The sequence below is a fragment of the Streptomyces sp. NPDC093064 genome (assembly GCF_044754605.1).
In the GTDB taxonomy this organism is placed as follows: Bacteria; Actinomycetota; Actinomycetes; order Streptomycetales; family Streptomycetaceae; genus Streptomyces.
In genome coordinates this window covers 1-15,119 of record NZ_JBIVPK010000007.1, presented here as the reverse complement: position 1 = coordinate 15,119, position 15,119 = coordinate 1, and the positions used below count along the sequence as shown (strand labels likewise).

Annotated in this window: 13 protein-coding genes and 1 pseudogene; 9 read left to right on the top strand and 5 right to left on the bottom strand. The window is 72.8% G+C overall.

Going from position 1 to position 15,119, the window contains the following annotated elements; all coding sequences use genetic code 11:
* A partial coding sequence (locus ACIQFZ_RS10990; protein ID WP_402691092.1) for a DUF4184 family protein occupies positions 1-912 on the bottom strand: 912 nt, incomplete at its 3' end.
* A gap of 283 nt (positions 913-1,195) precedes the next feature.
* On the opposite strand from ACIQFZ_RS10990, the gene ACIQFZ_RS10985 reads away from it, so the two are divergent.
* Positions 1,196-2,980, top strand: coding sequence for a lytic transglycosylase domain-containing protein (locus tag ACIQFZ_RS10985; RefSeq protein WP_402691091.1), 1,785 nt, complete (start codon positions 1,196-1,198; stop codon positions 2,978-2,980).
* A gap of 138 nt (positions 2,981-3,118) precedes the next feature.
* Here ACIQFZ_RS10985 and ACIQFZ_RS10980 read toward each other — a convergent pair whose 3' ends face one another.
* Together ACIQFZ_RS10980 and ACIQFZ_RS10975 are read right to left on the bottom strand one after the other, a co-directional pair.
* Positions 3,119-5,971, bottom strand: a complete 2,853-nt coding sequence (locus tag ACIQFZ_RS10980; RefSeq protein ID WP_402691090.1) for an ATP-dependent RNA helicase — start codon at positions 5,969-5,971, stop codon at positions 3,119-3,121.
* 56 nt (positions 5,972-6,027) lie between these two features.
* Entirely contained in the window at positions 6,028-6,915 is an 888-nt protein-coding gene (locus tag ACIQFZ_RS10975; RefSeq protein WP_376651420.1) for a class I SAM-dependent methyltransferase, read from the bottom strand.
* A gap of 315 nt (positions 6,916-7,230) precedes the next feature.
* Here ACIQFZ_RS10975 and rpsA point away from each other — a divergent pair, with 315 nt between their 5' ends.
* The 4 genes from rpsA to ACIQFZ_RS10955 all read left to right on the top strand — a co-directional run bounded on the left by rpsA (position 7,231) and on the right by ACIQFZ_RS10955 (position 10,975).
* On the top strand, positions 7,231-8,721 hold the full coding sequence (rpsA, locus tag ACIQFZ_RS10970) for a 30S ribosomal protein S1 (protein ID WP_358732746.1): 1,491 nt from the start codon (positions 7,231-7,233) through the stop codon (positions 8,719-8,721).
* Positions 8,722-8,899: 178 nt separating this feature from the next.
* Positions 8,900-9,838, top strand: a complete 939-nt coding sequence (locus ACIQFZ_RS10965; RefSeq protein ID WP_376651419.1) for a PAC2 family protein — start codon at positions 8,900-8,902, stop codon at positions 9,836-9,838.
* A gap of 88 nt (positions 9,839-9,926) precedes the next feature.
* The gene (coaE, locus tag ACIQFZ_RS10960; protein ID WP_376651418.1) at positions 9,927-10,562 is read left to right on the top strand and encodes a dephospho-CoA kinase; all 636 of its coding nucleotides are present in this window, start codon (positions 9,927-9,929) and stop codon (positions 10,560-10,562) included.
* Positions 10,563-10,612: 50 nt separating this feature from the next.
* A complete protein-coding gene (locus ACIQFZ_RS10955) occupies positions 10,613-10,975 on the top strand; it encodes a tetratricopeptide repeat protein (protein WP_141361911.1) in 363 nt (120 codons plus the stop codon).
* A 39-nt stretch (positions 10,976-11,014) separates the two neighbouring features.
* Here ACIQFZ_RS10955 and ACIQFZ_RS10950 read toward each other — a convergent pair whose 3' ends face one another.
* Positions 11,015-11,281, bottom strand: a complete 267-nt coding sequence (locus ACIQFZ_RS10950; RefSeq protein WP_361411494.1) for a DUF6343 family protein — start codon at positions 11,279-11,281, stop codon at positions 11,015-11,017.
* A 143-nt stretch (positions 11,282-11,424) separates the two neighbouring features.
* Here ACIQFZ_RS10950 and ACIQFZ_RS10945 point away from each other — a divergent pair, with 143 nt between their 5' ends.
* Positions 11,425-12,120, top strand: a complete 696-nt coding sequence (locus ACIQFZ_RS10945; RefSeq protein WP_383055987.1) for a class I SAM-dependent methyltransferase — start codon at positions 11,425-11,427, stop codon at positions 12,118-12,120.
* 95 nt (positions 12,121-12,215) lie between these two features.
* Positions 12,216-12,695: a DoxX family protein gene (locus ACIQFZ_RS10940; RefSeq protein ID WP_402691089.1), complete on the top strand. Its 480-nt coding sequence runs from the start codon at positions 12,216-12,218 to the stop codon at positions 12,693-12,695.
* 61 nt (positions 12,696-12,756) lie between these two features.
* Here the strand turns inward: ACIQFZ_RS10940 and ACIQFZ_RS10935 are convergent, their stop codons facing one another.
* Complete coding sequence (locus ACIQFZ_RS10935) at positions 12,757-13,251, bottom strand: RNA-binding S4 domain-containing protein (RefSeq protein WP_365428503.1); 495 nt, start codon at positions 13,249-13,251, stop codon at positions 12,757-12,759.
* 55 nt (positions 13,252-13,306) lie between these two features.
* On the opposite strand from ACIQFZ_RS10935, the gene ACIQFZ_RS10930 reads away from it, so the two are divergent.
* Together ACIQFZ_RS10930 and pip are read left to right on the top strand one after the other, a co-directional pair.
* A complete protein-coding gene (locus ACIQFZ_RS10930) occupies positions 13,307-14,005 on the top strand; it encodes a uracil-DNA glycosylase (protein WP_365428506.1) in 699 nt (232 codons plus the stop codon).
* 60 nt (positions 14,006-14,065) lie between these two features.
* A pseudogene (pip, locus tag ACIQFZ_RS10925) lies at positions 14,066-15,028 on the top strand (prolyl aminopeptidase).
* Positions 15,029-15,119 lie beyond the last annotated feature (91 nt).

Below are 15,119 nucleotides of genomic sequence, written 5' to 3'. Positions count from 1 at the left end.
TGAACCGCTCCCACCGCCACGACCGCCAGAGGCACCCGCACCCGCACAGTCCCCCTCATGGCTGGAGCCGATCGATCCGTCCGGCCCCGTCACACCGTCCCCGCCGCCCGGAGCCCGGGCACCACGACGGAGCCTGACGTCCATGGCGTACAGGGGCAGGCCCACGGCCAGGCCCGCGCCCGCGCCGAAGCACAGGGTCGGAATCAGTTCCCAGAGAGCGGCCGTCGACCCCCGGCCCGTCCGCCAATGCCAGGTCCGCTGCACGGCACCGGCGACCGCGCAGACCGCGATCACGGCGAAGGCACGCCGCCGGTCCCGTACCGACAACTCGGGGACCCCCACCGGCTCGCCCGCCGGAGCCCGCCGCAGCGCGTACACCAGGAACCCGGCGATCACGACGGCCGCCACCGCCGAGCTGCCGTACTGCAGGTACCAGTAGACAGGCGCCCCGGCCAACTCTCGGCCCAGCACAGGGAACAGCCGCATCCCCCACCGGTCGTGGTGGGTGAACGCGTCCCACACCACGTGGGTCAGCGCGCCCAGCGCGGCGGAGGCGTACCACCACGGCACCGACGCCGGGCGCGGCCGCGCCCAGGGCGTACCGCACCGCGTCAGCGAAGCCGTCCGCCCCTGACGCGCGCGCGGCAGCAGTGCGACGAGCGGCTCGCGCAGCAGCAGCCACACCCCGACCAGCAGCCAGGCGACGAGCACATCGAGGGTGAAGACCCCGGCGAAGGAGTGCGTGACCGCGCCGAACTCCATCGCCCCGGGCACAACTCCCGCCGTGTAATAGGTCAGATCGGGCGCGAAGGAGCCCGCCACGAGCACCGACGGGACCAGCCGGCCCCGCCCCCTTCCGTCGCCGCGCACCGCCGGCAGTACGGCCGCCGCATGGCTCAGAGTGAACGGCAACGGTGCTCCTCCTGGCGCGCGTCGACCGGGCCGGCGGGCCCGTGTGATCATCGCCGTCCAGTATGCGCGTCATGCGAGGGGCGCACCCGTTAACCAGTCGTGGCCAACCGGTGAAAATCGGGCGCGAACGGGTCCCTATGAGAGGGAAGTTGTCGTAGGGTCACCTGGATTCGTCAACCGTGCGGCTCTGCGAGGGCAACCAGTCACACGGGTCGATCGTCACAACAGGGCGAACGGACAGACAGAGACGGACGCCCGGGCGTCCACAGGAGGGGCACACCTTATGGCGGCGCATTTCGGCAGCAGGCTGCGCAAGGGAGCGGCAACCACGGCCGTGGCCGCAGCAGCGGTCGCGGCTCTGTCCGCCTCGCAGGCTCCCGGCGTCACCGTCGACGACCACGGCAGACAGGCCGCCGCCGAGGCGACGCCCCAGCCCGACGGGAACGCCGACGGCAGCGCGACCGGCGGCTCGCCGTACTACACGGACCTGCCGCCCCTCAACAGCCCCAGCCCGGCGCCCGTCGTCGGCACCCCGATCTCCAAGGGTTCGGCCGAGTCCGGCATACCCGCCACCGTGCTCGACGCCTACAAGAAGGCCGAGGCCGAACTGCGCGCGTCCAAGCCGGGCTGCAACCTGCCCTGGCAACTGCTCGCCGCCATAGGCAAGGTCGAGTCCGGACACGCCCGCGGCGGCAACGTCGGGGCCGACGGCACCACGGTGTCCCCGATCCTCGGCCCGGTCCTCGACGGCAACGGCTTCGCCCACATCAGCGACACCGACCACGGCCAGTACGACGGGGACACCAGGTACGACCGCGCGGTCGGGCCCATGCAGTTCATCCCCTCCACCTGGGCCTGGGCGGGCCGAGACGGCAACGGCGACGGCAAGAAGGACCCCAACAACGTCTACGACGCCGCCCTCGCCGCCGGCCACTACCTGTGCCGCAACGGCTGGGACCTGTCCACCGACGGCGACCTCCGGAGCGCGATCCTCAGCTACAACAACTCGACGGACTATCTGAACACCGTCCTGACGTGGCTGGAGTTCTACCGCAAGGGCAGCCACTCCGTCCCGGACGGGACCGGCCCCCTGCCGTCCCACCGCAGCGACCACACCCCCGGCGCGAACCCCGGTCCGACGCCGCAGCCGCCCGCCCCGCGGGCGAGCGACAAGCCCGGGGGGGCCGGCAGCCCCGGCAGTTCCGGCAAGCCCACCGCGCCCGGCAAGCAGGGCGGCGGCTCCGCGAGTCCGAGCCCGGGCCAGCCGTCCCCACCGGCCCAGCCGTCCGAACCGACTCCGCCGTCCACCCCGGGCACGCCCACCGCGCCGCCCACCGCGACCGACACCGTGCACCACCTCCAGGACGCGGGCACGGGCAAGCTCACCGCCATGGCCGGCGACGCGTTCGCGGAGAAGATCAGCACCCGTGCCGTGACCAGGGACGGCAAGGCGGTCGGCAAGGTGCGGATCCGGTTCACGATCACCGGTGACACCGACGCCGCCTTCCCCGGCGGCGAGAAGGTCGCCACTGTCGCCTCCGACGCCTCCGGCGTGGCCGTCGCACCGGCGCTCCGGGCCGGTGAGAAGACAGGCGACTTCACCGTCCAGGCGGCGGTCGTAGGCCGTACGCTCCCCGGCGTCGACTACACGGCCACGGTCACCGTGCGCGCCGCCGACGCCCTCACCCGCACGACCGGCGGCGCGCTGGTCTGCACCCCGGGCGGCGAGTTCGCCGACCAGGTCGAGGTCAAGGCCACCTACAAGGGCGCCGTCGCGGACCGGGTCGCGGCCACCGCCACCCTCGTCAAGTCGGCCGACGACCCCGCCCAGAACGACAAGGGCCCCTACTTCAAGGACGCCGACGGCAAGCCCGTGCGCACCCTGAAGGACCTTCAAACGGACGCAGGCGGCCTGCTGAAGCTGCCGAAGCTGTACGCGGACGACACCACCGGCACGTTCCTGCTGCGCATCACCACCGCCGGCGGCGCGACGCTGACCGTGGAGCTGAAGGTGGCGGCGGCCGACACCTCGGCCGAGCCGTCCCCCAGCCCGTCGGCATCCTCGTAGTAACACCGGCACGGAGTAACACCGGCACGGACACCATGAGGGCGCCCCGCCACAGCGGTGGGGCGCCCTCGTGATGTCCGGCGGCCGTCCGCCCGACCCCCGCCCGGAGGACGGAAGCCGAACGGAGTCCCGCACCGGTCAGCGCCTGAGCCGGGCGTTGGTGTGCCGGGTCGGCTCCGCGGACGCCGGGTCCTCGGGCCAGGGGTGCTTCGGATACCGTCCGCGCAGCTCCGCCCGTACGTCCCGGTAGCCGGTCCGCCAGAAGGAGGCGAGGTCGGCGGTGACGGCGGCGGGACGCCCGGCCGGGGAGAGGAGGTGCACCAGGACCGGGACCCCGGCGACCGTGGGCGAGTCGTCCAGGCCGAACATCTCCTGAAGCTTCACGGCGAGCACGGGCCGTTCGGGATCCGCGTAGTCGACCCGGATCCGGGACCCGCTGGGCACGGTGAGTCGTTCCGGGGCGAGCTCGTCCAGCCGGACGGCGTCACCGGAGGCCCAGGGCAGCAGCCGGGCCAGCGCCTGCCCGGCGTCGATCCGCGCCAGGTCCGCGCGCCGCCTGGCCCGCCCGAGCTCCGGTTCCAGCCACTCGTCCACGCGCGCGTGCAACGCGTCGTCGGACACGTCGGGCCAGGGCTCACCGAGGTGCCGGCGCAGGAAGGCGAGCCGCTGCCGCAGCACGTCGGCCTCCGCCGACCAGCGCAGCAGCCCGAACCCTTCCTGCCGCAACCCGTCGAGCAGCGCCGCCCGTACGAGACCGGGCTCGGCGTCCGACAGGGGCCGCACCGCCAGCTCCACGGCCCCCAGCCGCTCGACCCGCCGCGCGACGACGTCCCCGTCGCCCCAGCGCACCTCGTCCTGTTCCGCGCGGAGCGCCCCGGCCGCGAGCCGGGCGACGTCCTCGTCGACGACCGCGGCGAGCTGCACGCGCGCGTGCCGCCTGCCCACCGGCCGATCGGCCACGGCCACGGCGATCCAGGGCGCGCCCCACAGCGGGGACCCGTCCGTGAGCTCCGCCCGGGTCCCGGAGACCATGAGATACGAACCACCGTCGAGCCGGGCCACCCGCTCCGGAAAGGCAAGACCGGCAACAAGCCCTACAAGCCCCACGCCCCCAGAGGCCCCCGCTCGGCCCCCGCCACCGGACAGCGCTCCCGCGTCCGCTTCGCGGTCGGTCCGTGAGGGTGCAGGCCGGAGCCCGGCGAGGCCGGTATCCCCGGCGGTCCCTGGCCGGGGCCTGCTTCCGGCCCCGGCGCCGGACAGCGGTTCCGCGCTCTTCCCCTCCGGGCCGGCCGCGTCCGCTTCGCGGTCGGTCCGTGAGGGTGCGGGCCGGAGCCCAGCGAGGCTCGTATCCCCGGTGGCCCCTGGTCGGGGGACGCTCACGGCCCCGGCGCCGGACAGCGGTTTTGCCGCGAGCTCCCCCTCCGGGGCCATCGACTCGACCTCGCGGTCCGTCCGTGAGCGTGCGGGTCGGGTGGACCTGTCGGAGACCTCCGACATGGCGGCCCGCAGCCGCCGGACCTCCGTCCGCCACCGTGCCGCGTACGCGTCACCGCCGCGCCGGGCAGCACGCAGAGCCGCGGCGAGATCGTCCCCGTACTCCCGGGGCAGCTCCTCGCTCAGCAGTGCGACGACCTCCGCGGCCCGCTCGGCCCCGCCGGCGGCGGACGCGTCCAGCAGGGCGCGCCCCAGACGCGGATGCACCCCAAGGCGCGCCAGCGACCGCCCCCGGTCCGTGGCCCGTCCGGCGGAGTCCACCGCGCCGACGGCCGTCAGCACCTCCCGCGCCGCCGCCATCGCCCCACCTGGCGGCGGGTCCGGCAACGCGAGGCCGGAGGCGTCCGGATCGCCCCAGCAGGCCGCCTGAAGGGCGAACGCCGTCAGATCGGCCACCTTGATCTCCGGCGCGGGATAGGCGGGCAGACGCGCCTCCTCGGCCTCCGCCCAGCACCGGTACACCGCGCCCGGCGCCTCGCGTCCGGCACGCCCCGCCCGCTGCCGCCCGGAGGCCCGCGAGGCCCGTACCGTCGTCAGCGCGCTCAGCCCGCGCGCGTGGTCCACGCGGGGCTCCCGCGCGAGCCCCGAGTCGACGACCACCCGCACCCCGGGCACCGTCAGCGACGACTCGGCGACCGAGGTCGCGAGCACCACGCGGCGCCGCCGCCCCGGCACCAGCACCGCGTCCTGCACGTCCGCCGGCGCCCGCCCGTGCACCTGGAGCACGTCCACGTCCCCGAGATCCCCCAGCAGACCCGCGACCCGCCCGATCTCGCCCACGCCCGGCAGGAAGCACAGCACGTCCCCCGCGCGCTCGGCCAGCGCCCGCCGCACCACCGACGCCACGTGCGTCAGCAGCGCGGGGTCCACCCGCATCCCGTGCGGCGGCCGTACCGGCCGGGCCGGCGACGCCCACACCGCCTCCACCGGATGCGACACGCCGTGCGCCTCGACCACCGGCGCCCCGCCCAGCACCCGCGCCCACACCCGCGCGTCCGTGGTGGCCGAGGCGGCCACCAGACGCAGTTCCGGCCGCAGCGCCTCGCGCACGTCCCACAGGAACGCCGCCACCGTGTCCGCGTCCAGATGCCGCTCGTGGCACTCGTCGAGCACCACCACGTCGACGCCCGCCAGCTCCTGGTCCCGCTGGAGCCGCTGGAGCAGCACACCGGTCGTGACGACCTCCACGCGCGCGTGGCGCCCGACGACACGCTCCCCGCGCACGGTGTAGCCGACGCTCTCGCCGACCTTCTCGCCCAGCAGCCACGCCATCCGCCGGGCCGCCGCACGCGCCGCGATCCGCCGCGGCTCGGCCACGACCACCCGCCGCGCGGGCCCCTGGCCCAGCAGCCCGGCCAGCTCCAGTGGCACCAGCGTGGTCTTGCCCGTGCCGGGCGGCGCCACCAGGACCGCGGTCCCGTGACCGTCCAGGGCCTCGTGAAGGGCCGGCAGCGCGCCGCGCACCGGCAGCGCGCCCAGCTCGTCGTGGCGGATCACGCGCTCAGTCCCGTACTCCCGCAGTCGGTCACTCGGTCCCGCACTCACTCCCGCCTTCAGTCCCGTACGCAGACGAAGATCGCCGTTCCCGGGATCAGGCTCCCGCGCAGCGGCGACCAGCCGCCCCACTCGGAGGTGTTCCAGACCGGCCACTCCGGCTCGACCAGGTCCACCAGCCGGAAGCCCGACGCCACCACGTCGCGCACCCGGTCCCCGACGGTCCGGTGGTGCTCGACGTACACCGCGCGGCCGTCCTCGTCCTGCTCGACGTACGGCGTGCGGTCGAAGTAGGAACCGGACACCGACAGGCCTTCAGGGCCGGGCTCGTCCGGGAACGCCCAGCGGATCGGATGCGTCACCGAGAACACGAGCCGCCCGCCCGGCCGCAGCACCCGGCGCACCTCCCGCAGCACCGCGCGCGGGTCGGCGACGAACGGCAGCGCCCCGTACGCCGAGCACGCCAGGTCGAAGGAGCCGTCCGCGAACGGCAGCGCGCCCGCGTCGGCGCACACCAGCGGAAACCCTCCGCCGATGCGCAGCGCGTGCTGGAGCTGGCGGTGCGACAGGTCCAGGGCGACCGGGCGCGCGCCCTGCCCGGCCAGCCAGCGTGAGCACTGCGCCGCGCCGGCGCCGATCTCCAGAACGTCCTTGTCCTTGAGGTCCTCGGGGTCGCCGAGCAGCCCCGCCTCCACCTCGTCCAGGCCCTCCGGGCCCCACACGAAACGGTCGTCGCCGAGGAACGTGCCGTGCTCGATCTGGTACTCGTCCGCGTTGCGGTCCCACCAGCCCCGGTTGGCCCGGGAGCTCTCCGCGGCACCGGCCTCGCGCCGGGTGGCCTCCGGCTCGGCCGGTTCGAACTGTTCGGACGGTGCTGGCTCTTGGATGATCGGCTCCCTCGTACTAATCTGCGGGCTCTCCCGTCCGACCGGTCCCGGCGCTGTCAACACAGGGACTGGCTCGGGTCGGCATGGCCTCGGGAGACAGGTTTTCTGCCGGATATGGGGTGATCTGCCCCGGCTGTGCGGCTTCGCGCATTGACCATGTCCGGCTGCCCCCGTATGCTACAAGTTGCGCTGCGGGCCTGCGCGCCTCAGACGGAGCAGGCTGCGCTCGCATCTGTTGTATGTCCCCTCGGTTGTCGAGGCGCCGCCAGTGGTTTCTTGGGGCGCTTCCTTGGCTGTCCGGCTTCTGCAGAGCGAAACGGGCTCCCGGCGTAGCAGTGCCTACGACTTAATGTCCGTACCGGAGCCCTTTCCCACATGACGAGCAGCACCGAGACCACCGCCACCACCCCGCAGGTAGCGGTCAACGACATCGGTAACGAGGAAGCCTTCCTCGCAGCGATCGACGAGACGATCAAGTACTTCAACGACGGCGACATCGTCGACGGCGTCATCGTGAAGGTCGACCGGGACGAGGTCCTGCTCGACATCGGTTACAAGACCGAAGGTGTCATCCCGAGCCGCGAGCTCTCGATCAAGCACGACGTCGACCCGAACGAGGTCGTGGCCGTCGGCGACGAGATCGAGGCCCTGGTCCTCCAGAAGGAGGACAAGGAAGGCCGCCTGATCCTCTCGAAGAAGCGCGCCCAGTACGAGCGCGCCTGGGGTACCATCGAGAAGATCAAGGAAGAGGACGGCATCGTCACCGGTACCGTCATCGAGGTCGTCAAGGGTGGTCTCATCCTCGACATCGGCCTCCGTGGCTTCCTGCCGGCCTCCCTCGTCGAGATGCGCCGTGTCCGCGACCTCCAGCCGTACGTCGGCAAGGAGCTCGAGGCCAAGATCATCGAGCTGGACAAGAACCGCAACAACGTGGTCCTGTCCCGCCGTGCCTGGCTGGAGCAGACCCAGTCCGAGGTCCGCCAGACGTTCCTCACGACCCTCCAGAAGGGTCAGGTCCGCTCCGGTGTGGTCTCCTCGATCGTCAACTTCGGTGCCTTCGTGGACCTGGGTGGCGTCGACGGTCTGGTCCACGTCTCCGAGCTGTCCTGGAAGCACATCGACCACCCGTCCGAGGTCGTCGAGGTCGGCCAGGAGGTCACGGTCGAGGTCCTCGACGTCGACATGGACCGCGAACGCGTCTCCCTGTCGCTGAAGGCGACCCAGGAAGACCCGTGGCAGCAGTTCGCCCGCACCCACCAGATCGGCCAGGTCGTGCCCGGCAAGGTCACGAAGCTGGTTCCGTTCGGTGCGTTCGTCCGCGTGGACGAGGGCATCGAGGGTCTGGTGCACATCTCCGAGCTGGCCGAGCGCCACGTGGAGATCCCGGAGCAGGTCGTCCAGGTCAACGACGAGATCTTCGTCAAGGTCATCGACATCGACCTCGAGCGTCGCCGCATCAGCCTCTCGCTGAAGCAGGCCAACGAGTCCTTCGGTGCCGACCCGTCCGCGGTCGAGTTCGACCCGACCCTGTACGGCATGGCCGCGTCCTACGACGACCAGGGCAACTACATCTACCCCGAGGGCTTCGACCCCGAGACCAACGACTGGCTCGAGGGCTACGAGAAGCAGCGCGAGGAGTGGGAGCGCCAGTACGCCGAGGCGCAGTCCCGCTTCGAGCAGCACCAGCAGCAGGTCATCAAGTCCCGCGAGGCGGACGCCGCTGCCGCCGCCGAGGGTGGCGAGGCCGCCGCTCCGGCCGCGTCCGGCGGTTCGTACTCCTCCGAGGGTGGCGACACCTCCGGCGCCCTGGCGTCGGACGAGGCGCTGGCCGCGCTCCGCGAGAAGCTGGCCGGCGGCCAGAGCTGAGCTCCCGTACAGGGGCCCAGCCGCTGAGGCTCAGCCGATGACTCGAAGGGCCGCACCCGTTCCGGGTGCGGCCCTTCGGGCTGTTCGGAGTAGGTTGCGACCACTTGCCGCCGACGGGGAATGCGAACGTCCCACGGCTCGTTGTGAACCTACGAATACGAGGAGGGGCGGTCACACAGTGCTTGATCCGCAGGGTTTGTTCGCATGGGAGCCGAAGGGTCTGGCCGTCGTCGACATGGCGCTCGCCCAGGAGTCGGCCGGTCTTGTCCTGCTCTACCACTTCGACGGATACATCGACGCGGGGGAGACCGGCGACCAGATCGTCGATCGGCTGCTGGACTCGCAGCCCCACCAGGTCGTGGCGCGCTTCGACCACGACCGGCTCGTCGACTACCGGGCCCGCCGCCCGCTGCTGACGTTCCAGCGGGACCGCTGGACCGAATACGAGGTGCCGGGCATCGAGGTACGTCTCGTCCAGGACGCCACCGGCGCGCCGTTCCTGCTGCTGTCCGGGCCCGAGCCCGACGTGGAGTGGGAGCGTTTCGCGGCGGCCGTACGGCAGATCGTCGAGCGTCTCGGCGTACGCCTGTCGGTGAACTTCCACGGCATCCCCATGGGCGTCCCGCACACCCGCCCGGTGGGCCTGACCCCGCACGGCAACCGCAGTGACCTGGTACCGGGCCACCGCAGCCCTTTCGAGGAGGCGCAGGTGCCGGGCAGCGCGGAGGCGCTGCTGGAGTACCGCCTGATGGAGGCCGGGCACGACGTGCTGGGCGTGGCCGCGCACGTACCGCACTACATCGCGCGCTCCCCGTACCCGGACGCGGCGCTGACGGCCCTGGAGGCCATCACCTCGGCCACCGGGCTGGTCCTGCCGAACGTCGCCCACTCCCTGCGCAACGAGGCCCACCGCACCCAGACCGAGATCGACCGGCAGATCCGCGAGGGCGACGAGGAGCTCACCTCCCTCGTCCAGGGCCTCGAGCACCAGTACGACGCCGCGGCCGGCGCGGAGACCCGGGGCAACATGCTCGCCGAGCCCGTCGAGATCCCGTCGGCGGACGAGATCGGCCGCGAGTTCGAACGCTTCCTGGCGGAGCGGGAGGGCGAGAACTGAGGCGGAGGGCGTGAGCCGACGGGGGAGGGCAAGAGGTGGTGCCCGCCCGGCGGGCGGGCCGCCGGGGACAGGCTCTAAGCTGCCGCTCATGCTGAAAGTGGGCCTCACCGGGGGCATCGGTGCCGGTAAGAGCGAGGTGTCGCGGCTGCTCGTGGAGTGCGGGGCGGTGCTGATCGACGCCGACCGCATCGCGCGCGAGGTCGTCGCTCCGGGCACGCCCGGCCTCGCGGCGGTCGTCGAGGCCTTCGGCCCGGACGTGCTGACCGCGGACGGGAGCCTGGACCGGCCCAGGCTGGGTTCCCTCGTCTTCGCCGACTCCGGGAAGCTGGCCGTCCTGAACTCGATCGTGCACCCCTTGGTGGGCGCCCGCTCCCGCGAACTGGAGGAGGCCGCCGCCGTGGACGCCGTCGTGGTCCACGACGTCCCGCTCCTCACGGAGAACGGCCTGGCCCCGCTCTACGACCTCGTGATCGTCGTGGACGCGAGCCCCGCGACCCAACTGGACCGGCTCCTGCGGCTGCGCGGGATGACCGAGGAGGACGCACGCGCGCGCATGGCCGCGCAGGCGACCCGTGAGAAGCGCCTGGAGATCGCGGACATCGTCATCGACAACGACGTACCGTTGGAGCGGCTCGAGCGGCGGGTGCGGGAGGTCTGGGCGGAGCTGGTCCGCAGGGCGCACACGCCCGGTCGGGCGCACCGGGAGCAGGGGTCCCAGGAATAGGGCTGCCCGGCCGGGGCGTTGAACCACCTCGGCCAGGGAAGGAAGTAGTCGTGCCCGAACGTACTCCGGAGACCCACGTCATCGACTACCGCGCCGCCGAGAAGCTGCTCGCCGCGCGGGACCCGCGGGGCGCGGTCAAACTGCTCGACCGGGTCATAGCCGCCCATCCAGAGAACACCTCGGCCCGGCTGCTGCGCGCCCGCGCCTTCTTCGCGGCCGCCCAGCTCCGGCCCGCGGAGCTGGAGTTCACCATCGTGCTCGAGCGTGAACCGGACAACGCGTACGCGCACTTCGCGCTCGCCCGCACCTACGAGCGGCAGGGTCGCCCCGACGAGGCCAGGCGCCACTTCCGGCTGGCCGCCGCGCTGGACCCGAACCCGGAGTACCTGCAACGGGCGCGGTTCGACACCTGACGCCCGCCCGCAGCCGGCCATCCTCCGCGCGGCCGGCGGCTAGCGCTGCCGGTCGTCCGGCGGCCAGTACGGCGGTACGTCCCGCCCCGGCTGGTAGTGCGGACCCTGCCTCAGGTGCCGGACGATCACCATGAAGTCGACGGCCATCACCAGCCACAGCACCCCGCAGGCCGCCGCCCAACCGGGCCGTCCGAGCAGCACGAAGATCACCGTGCCGAAGCTTGCCCAGACCAGTCCCCACACACTCAGCCAGAACCGCGCCCGCAGGGCACTGCGCGCGGTGGCGGGTTCACTGCCTGTACGCATCGCCGATCTCCACTCCTCCTTGCAACGTAACTCTCGCCCGGGCCGCACTCCAAAGCCGTGCCGGCCTCACTCGGACGGGTGAACCAAGCCGGGAGGGGAACGGCTGTGCGGAGGCGGGCCGTTGTTCGGGCATGGAGCTGAGAATGCGTGAGGGTCATCAGGGGACGGGACCGGGAGCGATCACGCCGGACGGCTGTGCGGTGGAGCTGTACGCGCGGCTGCCCGTGGGGAGCGAGCCGGACGTCATCGCCGCGGCCGTGCCCGCGGGCGCGCACATCCTGGAGCTGGGCTGCGGTGTGGGACGCGTGACCCGTCCGCTGCTGGAGCGCGGCTTTACCGTCACGGCGGTGGACGAGTCACCGGACATGCTGGAGCGGGTGCGCGGGGCACGGACCATATGCAGCCCCATCGAGAGCCTGGACGCGGGGGAGACCTTCGACGCCGTGGTGCTCGCGTCGTTCCTGGTGCACACGGGCGACCCCGAGGTTCGGCGAGGGCTGCTGCGCACCTGCGCACGGCACGTCGCGGAGGGCGGCTGCGTACTGATCCAGCGGGAGGGCGGCGACTACCACATCAATGTGCCGCGCGAGCGGATGGACCCGGCAGGTTTCACGGTGCGGATCCTGTCGGCCGAGCCGGTCGGGGACGGGGTGAACAGGGTGCGCGCGGAGTACGTGTTCCCGGACGCGACCTGGACCCAGACCTTCCGGTCCCGGCCGCTGTCCAAGGAGGAGTTCGAGGGGACGCTGGCGGAGGCGGGTCTGAGGGTGGACAGGTATCTGACCGAGGACGGGACGTGGGTGCGGGCGGTGCCGGAGGTGCGGAAGGAGTGCCCTTGACGGAGCCCGGACAGCGATGAGTTCCGGGGCGCGGACCGGTCTACCCCTGCGAAAGCACGACAGCCGCTCCTCATCGCCGCACACAGGGAGACCACATGTCCGAGCGCACCGCGCCCATCGCGCCCATCGCACCCACCGCGACCACCACATCCGTCCCGTCGTCCGTCACCGCCGAGACGCCCGCCTCCGGCCGCCGCGCAGCCCGTGTCGCGCTGCGGGTCGTGCAGGTGCTGCTCGGGCTGTTCTTCGTGTTCGCCAGTGCGCTGCCCAAGCTCATCGCGCATCCGACGGCGGTCGAGATCTTCGACGAGATGGGCTGGGGGAGCGCGGGCATGTACAGCATCGGGGTGCTGGAACTGGCCGGGGGCGTGGCGCTGCTGATCCCGGTGTTTCAGTCGGTGTCGGCGGTGGCGCTGAGCGCGCTGATGGTGGGGGCGTTCATCGTGCAGCTGACCGCCTTCGACGGGCAGAACGCGGCGACCCCGATCGTCCTGATCGTTCCGCTGGCGGTCATCGCCTGGGCCCGTCGGGACCACAACGCTCAGCTGCTGCGGCTGGTGCGACGGCAGGCGTGACGGGTGCGGCCGTCCGGACCGCGGCGCGCCCGGACCGGCTCACCGCGCGCCCGGACCGGCGTCACCGCCCCTTGGGACGGCTCTCCGGGCTGCCTCCGGAACCACCCGGACCGCCCAGGTCCCGCAGGCGTTCCAGCTCGCGGCGGTCGCGCTTGGTCGGGCGGCCGGTGCCGCGGTCGCGGATGCCGATCGGGGCGACGGCCTCGCGGGGCGGGGGCGGCGGGGAGTTGTCGACGTAGCACTGGACGGCGATGGGAGCGCCCACGCGCTTGCGGATCAGCCGCTTGACGACGACGATCCGCTCGCGGCCCTCGTGCCGCAGCCGCACCTCGTCGCCGACGCGCACCGAGTGGGCGGGCTTCACCCGCTCCCCGTTCACCCGGACATGCCCGCCCCGGCACGCGGTGGCCCCGACGGAGCGGGTCTTGACCAGCCGGACGGCCCAGATCCAGCTGTCGATCCGCACGTTCTCCCCGCTCGCCGGCCCGGCCGCCTCGGCGGCGGCGACGGCGGCGGCGGTCTTCGGATCCACGTCTCGGTCGTCCTGCGAAGCCATGTGTCCGACCTTAGCGGCCCGACCGCTCCGGCCCGGAGGTAATTACCGTGGAGCCATGGACAGCAACACCCTCGCCGCCCTCGACGAGCGGATCGCCTGCTGCCGGGCCTGCCCGCGGCTGGTCGCCTGGCGGGAGGAAGTGGCCCGCACCAAGCGGGCCGCGTTCGCCGACTGGACATACTGGGGCCGTCCGGTCCCGGGCTACGGACCGGCGGACGCCCGCCTGCTGATCGTCGGACTGGCCCCGGCGGCGCACGGCGGCAACCGCACCGGCCGCATGTTCACCGGCGACCGCTCCGGCGACGTGCTGTACGAGGCGTTGTACGAGCTGGGCCTGGCCTCCCAGCCCACCTCCACCTCCGCCGACGACGGCCTGGAGCTGTACGGGGTACGCGTCACCGCCCCCGTGCACTGCGCGCCCCCCGCCAACAAGCCCACCCCCGGCGAACGCGACACCTGCCGCCCCTGGCTGGTCCAGGAACTGACCCTGCTGCGCCCCACCCTCCGCGCCGCGGTCGTCCTGGGCGCCTTCGGCTGGCAGGCGGCCCTTCCGGCCTTCGCCGAAGCCGGCTGGCCGGTACCCCGCCCCCGCCCGCCCTTCGCCCACGGCACCCGGGTGTCCCTCGACGGCCTCGACCTCTTCGGTTGCTTCCACGTCAGCCAGCGCAACACCTTCACCGGCAAACTCACCCCCGGCATGCTCCGGGACGTCCTGCGGACGGCGGCCCGAGCGGCGGGGCTTCCGGTGGGATAGCGCCCGGCCACCCGGGGAAATGAGGCGACGAGGCCGCCGTACGCCCGTTACGGTGCCCCGATGGGCCTGTATCCGGAGATCGAACCGTACGACCGGGGCATGCTCGGCGTCGGCGACGGCAACCGCGTGTACTGGGAGGTCTGCGGCAACCCCCGCGGCAAGCCGGCGGTGATGCTGCACGGCGGGCCGGGCTCCGGGTGCACGCCGGGCCACCGGCGCTACTGCGACCCGGCCGCGTACCGGATCGTGCTGCTCGACCAGCGCGGCTGCGGTCGCTCCACGCCGCACGCGAGCGTGTACGGCACCGACATGAGCGTCAACACGACCGCGCACCTGATGGCCGACCTGGAGCTGCTGCGGCGGCACCTGGGCGTCGAGCGGTGGCTGGTATGGGGCGCTTCGTGGGGATCGGTGCTGGCGCTGCGTTACGCGCAGACACATCCCGGCGTGGTCTCCGAGCTGGTGCTGACGGGGATCGCGACCGGCTCCAACCCCGAGGTGACCCTGCTGACCCACGGCTTGGGAAGGGTCTTCCCCGAGGCCTTCGAGCGGTTCCTGGCCGAGCTGCCCGTGCCGGACCGCGCCGGAAACCTCGCCGCCGCCTTCAACCGGCAGATCGAGTCGCCCGACCCGGCGGTGCGCGAACGGGCCGCGCGCGCCTGGACCGACTGGGAGACGGCGACCATCCCCGCTCCGCCCCGCTCCGTCGAGCGCTACGAGGACCCCGCGTTCCGTATGGGCTTCGCCCGTACGGTCACGCACTACTTCGGCAACGACCACTTCCTCGGCGACGGCAACGACGAGGGCGTGGTGCTGGGCGACGCCCACAGGCTCTAGGGCATTCCCGGCACCCTCGTCCAAGGCAGCCTCGACTTCGGCAACCTCCTGGGCACCCCCTGGCGCCTCCACCGGGCCTGGCCGGAGAGCGAGTTGAGCGTCGTCGACGAGGCCGGTCACGACTCGGGAGCACCGGGTGTGGTGGAAGCCCTGGTGGCCGCGACGGACAAGTACGCCCGCCGCTAGTAGTACTTCGTTAGGTTGGTTTGATCTTGGGTGCCGAGTCCGGCAGGCTGCCCGTGTGGACTTGGGGGAGATCGAGCAACTCCGGGGTGAG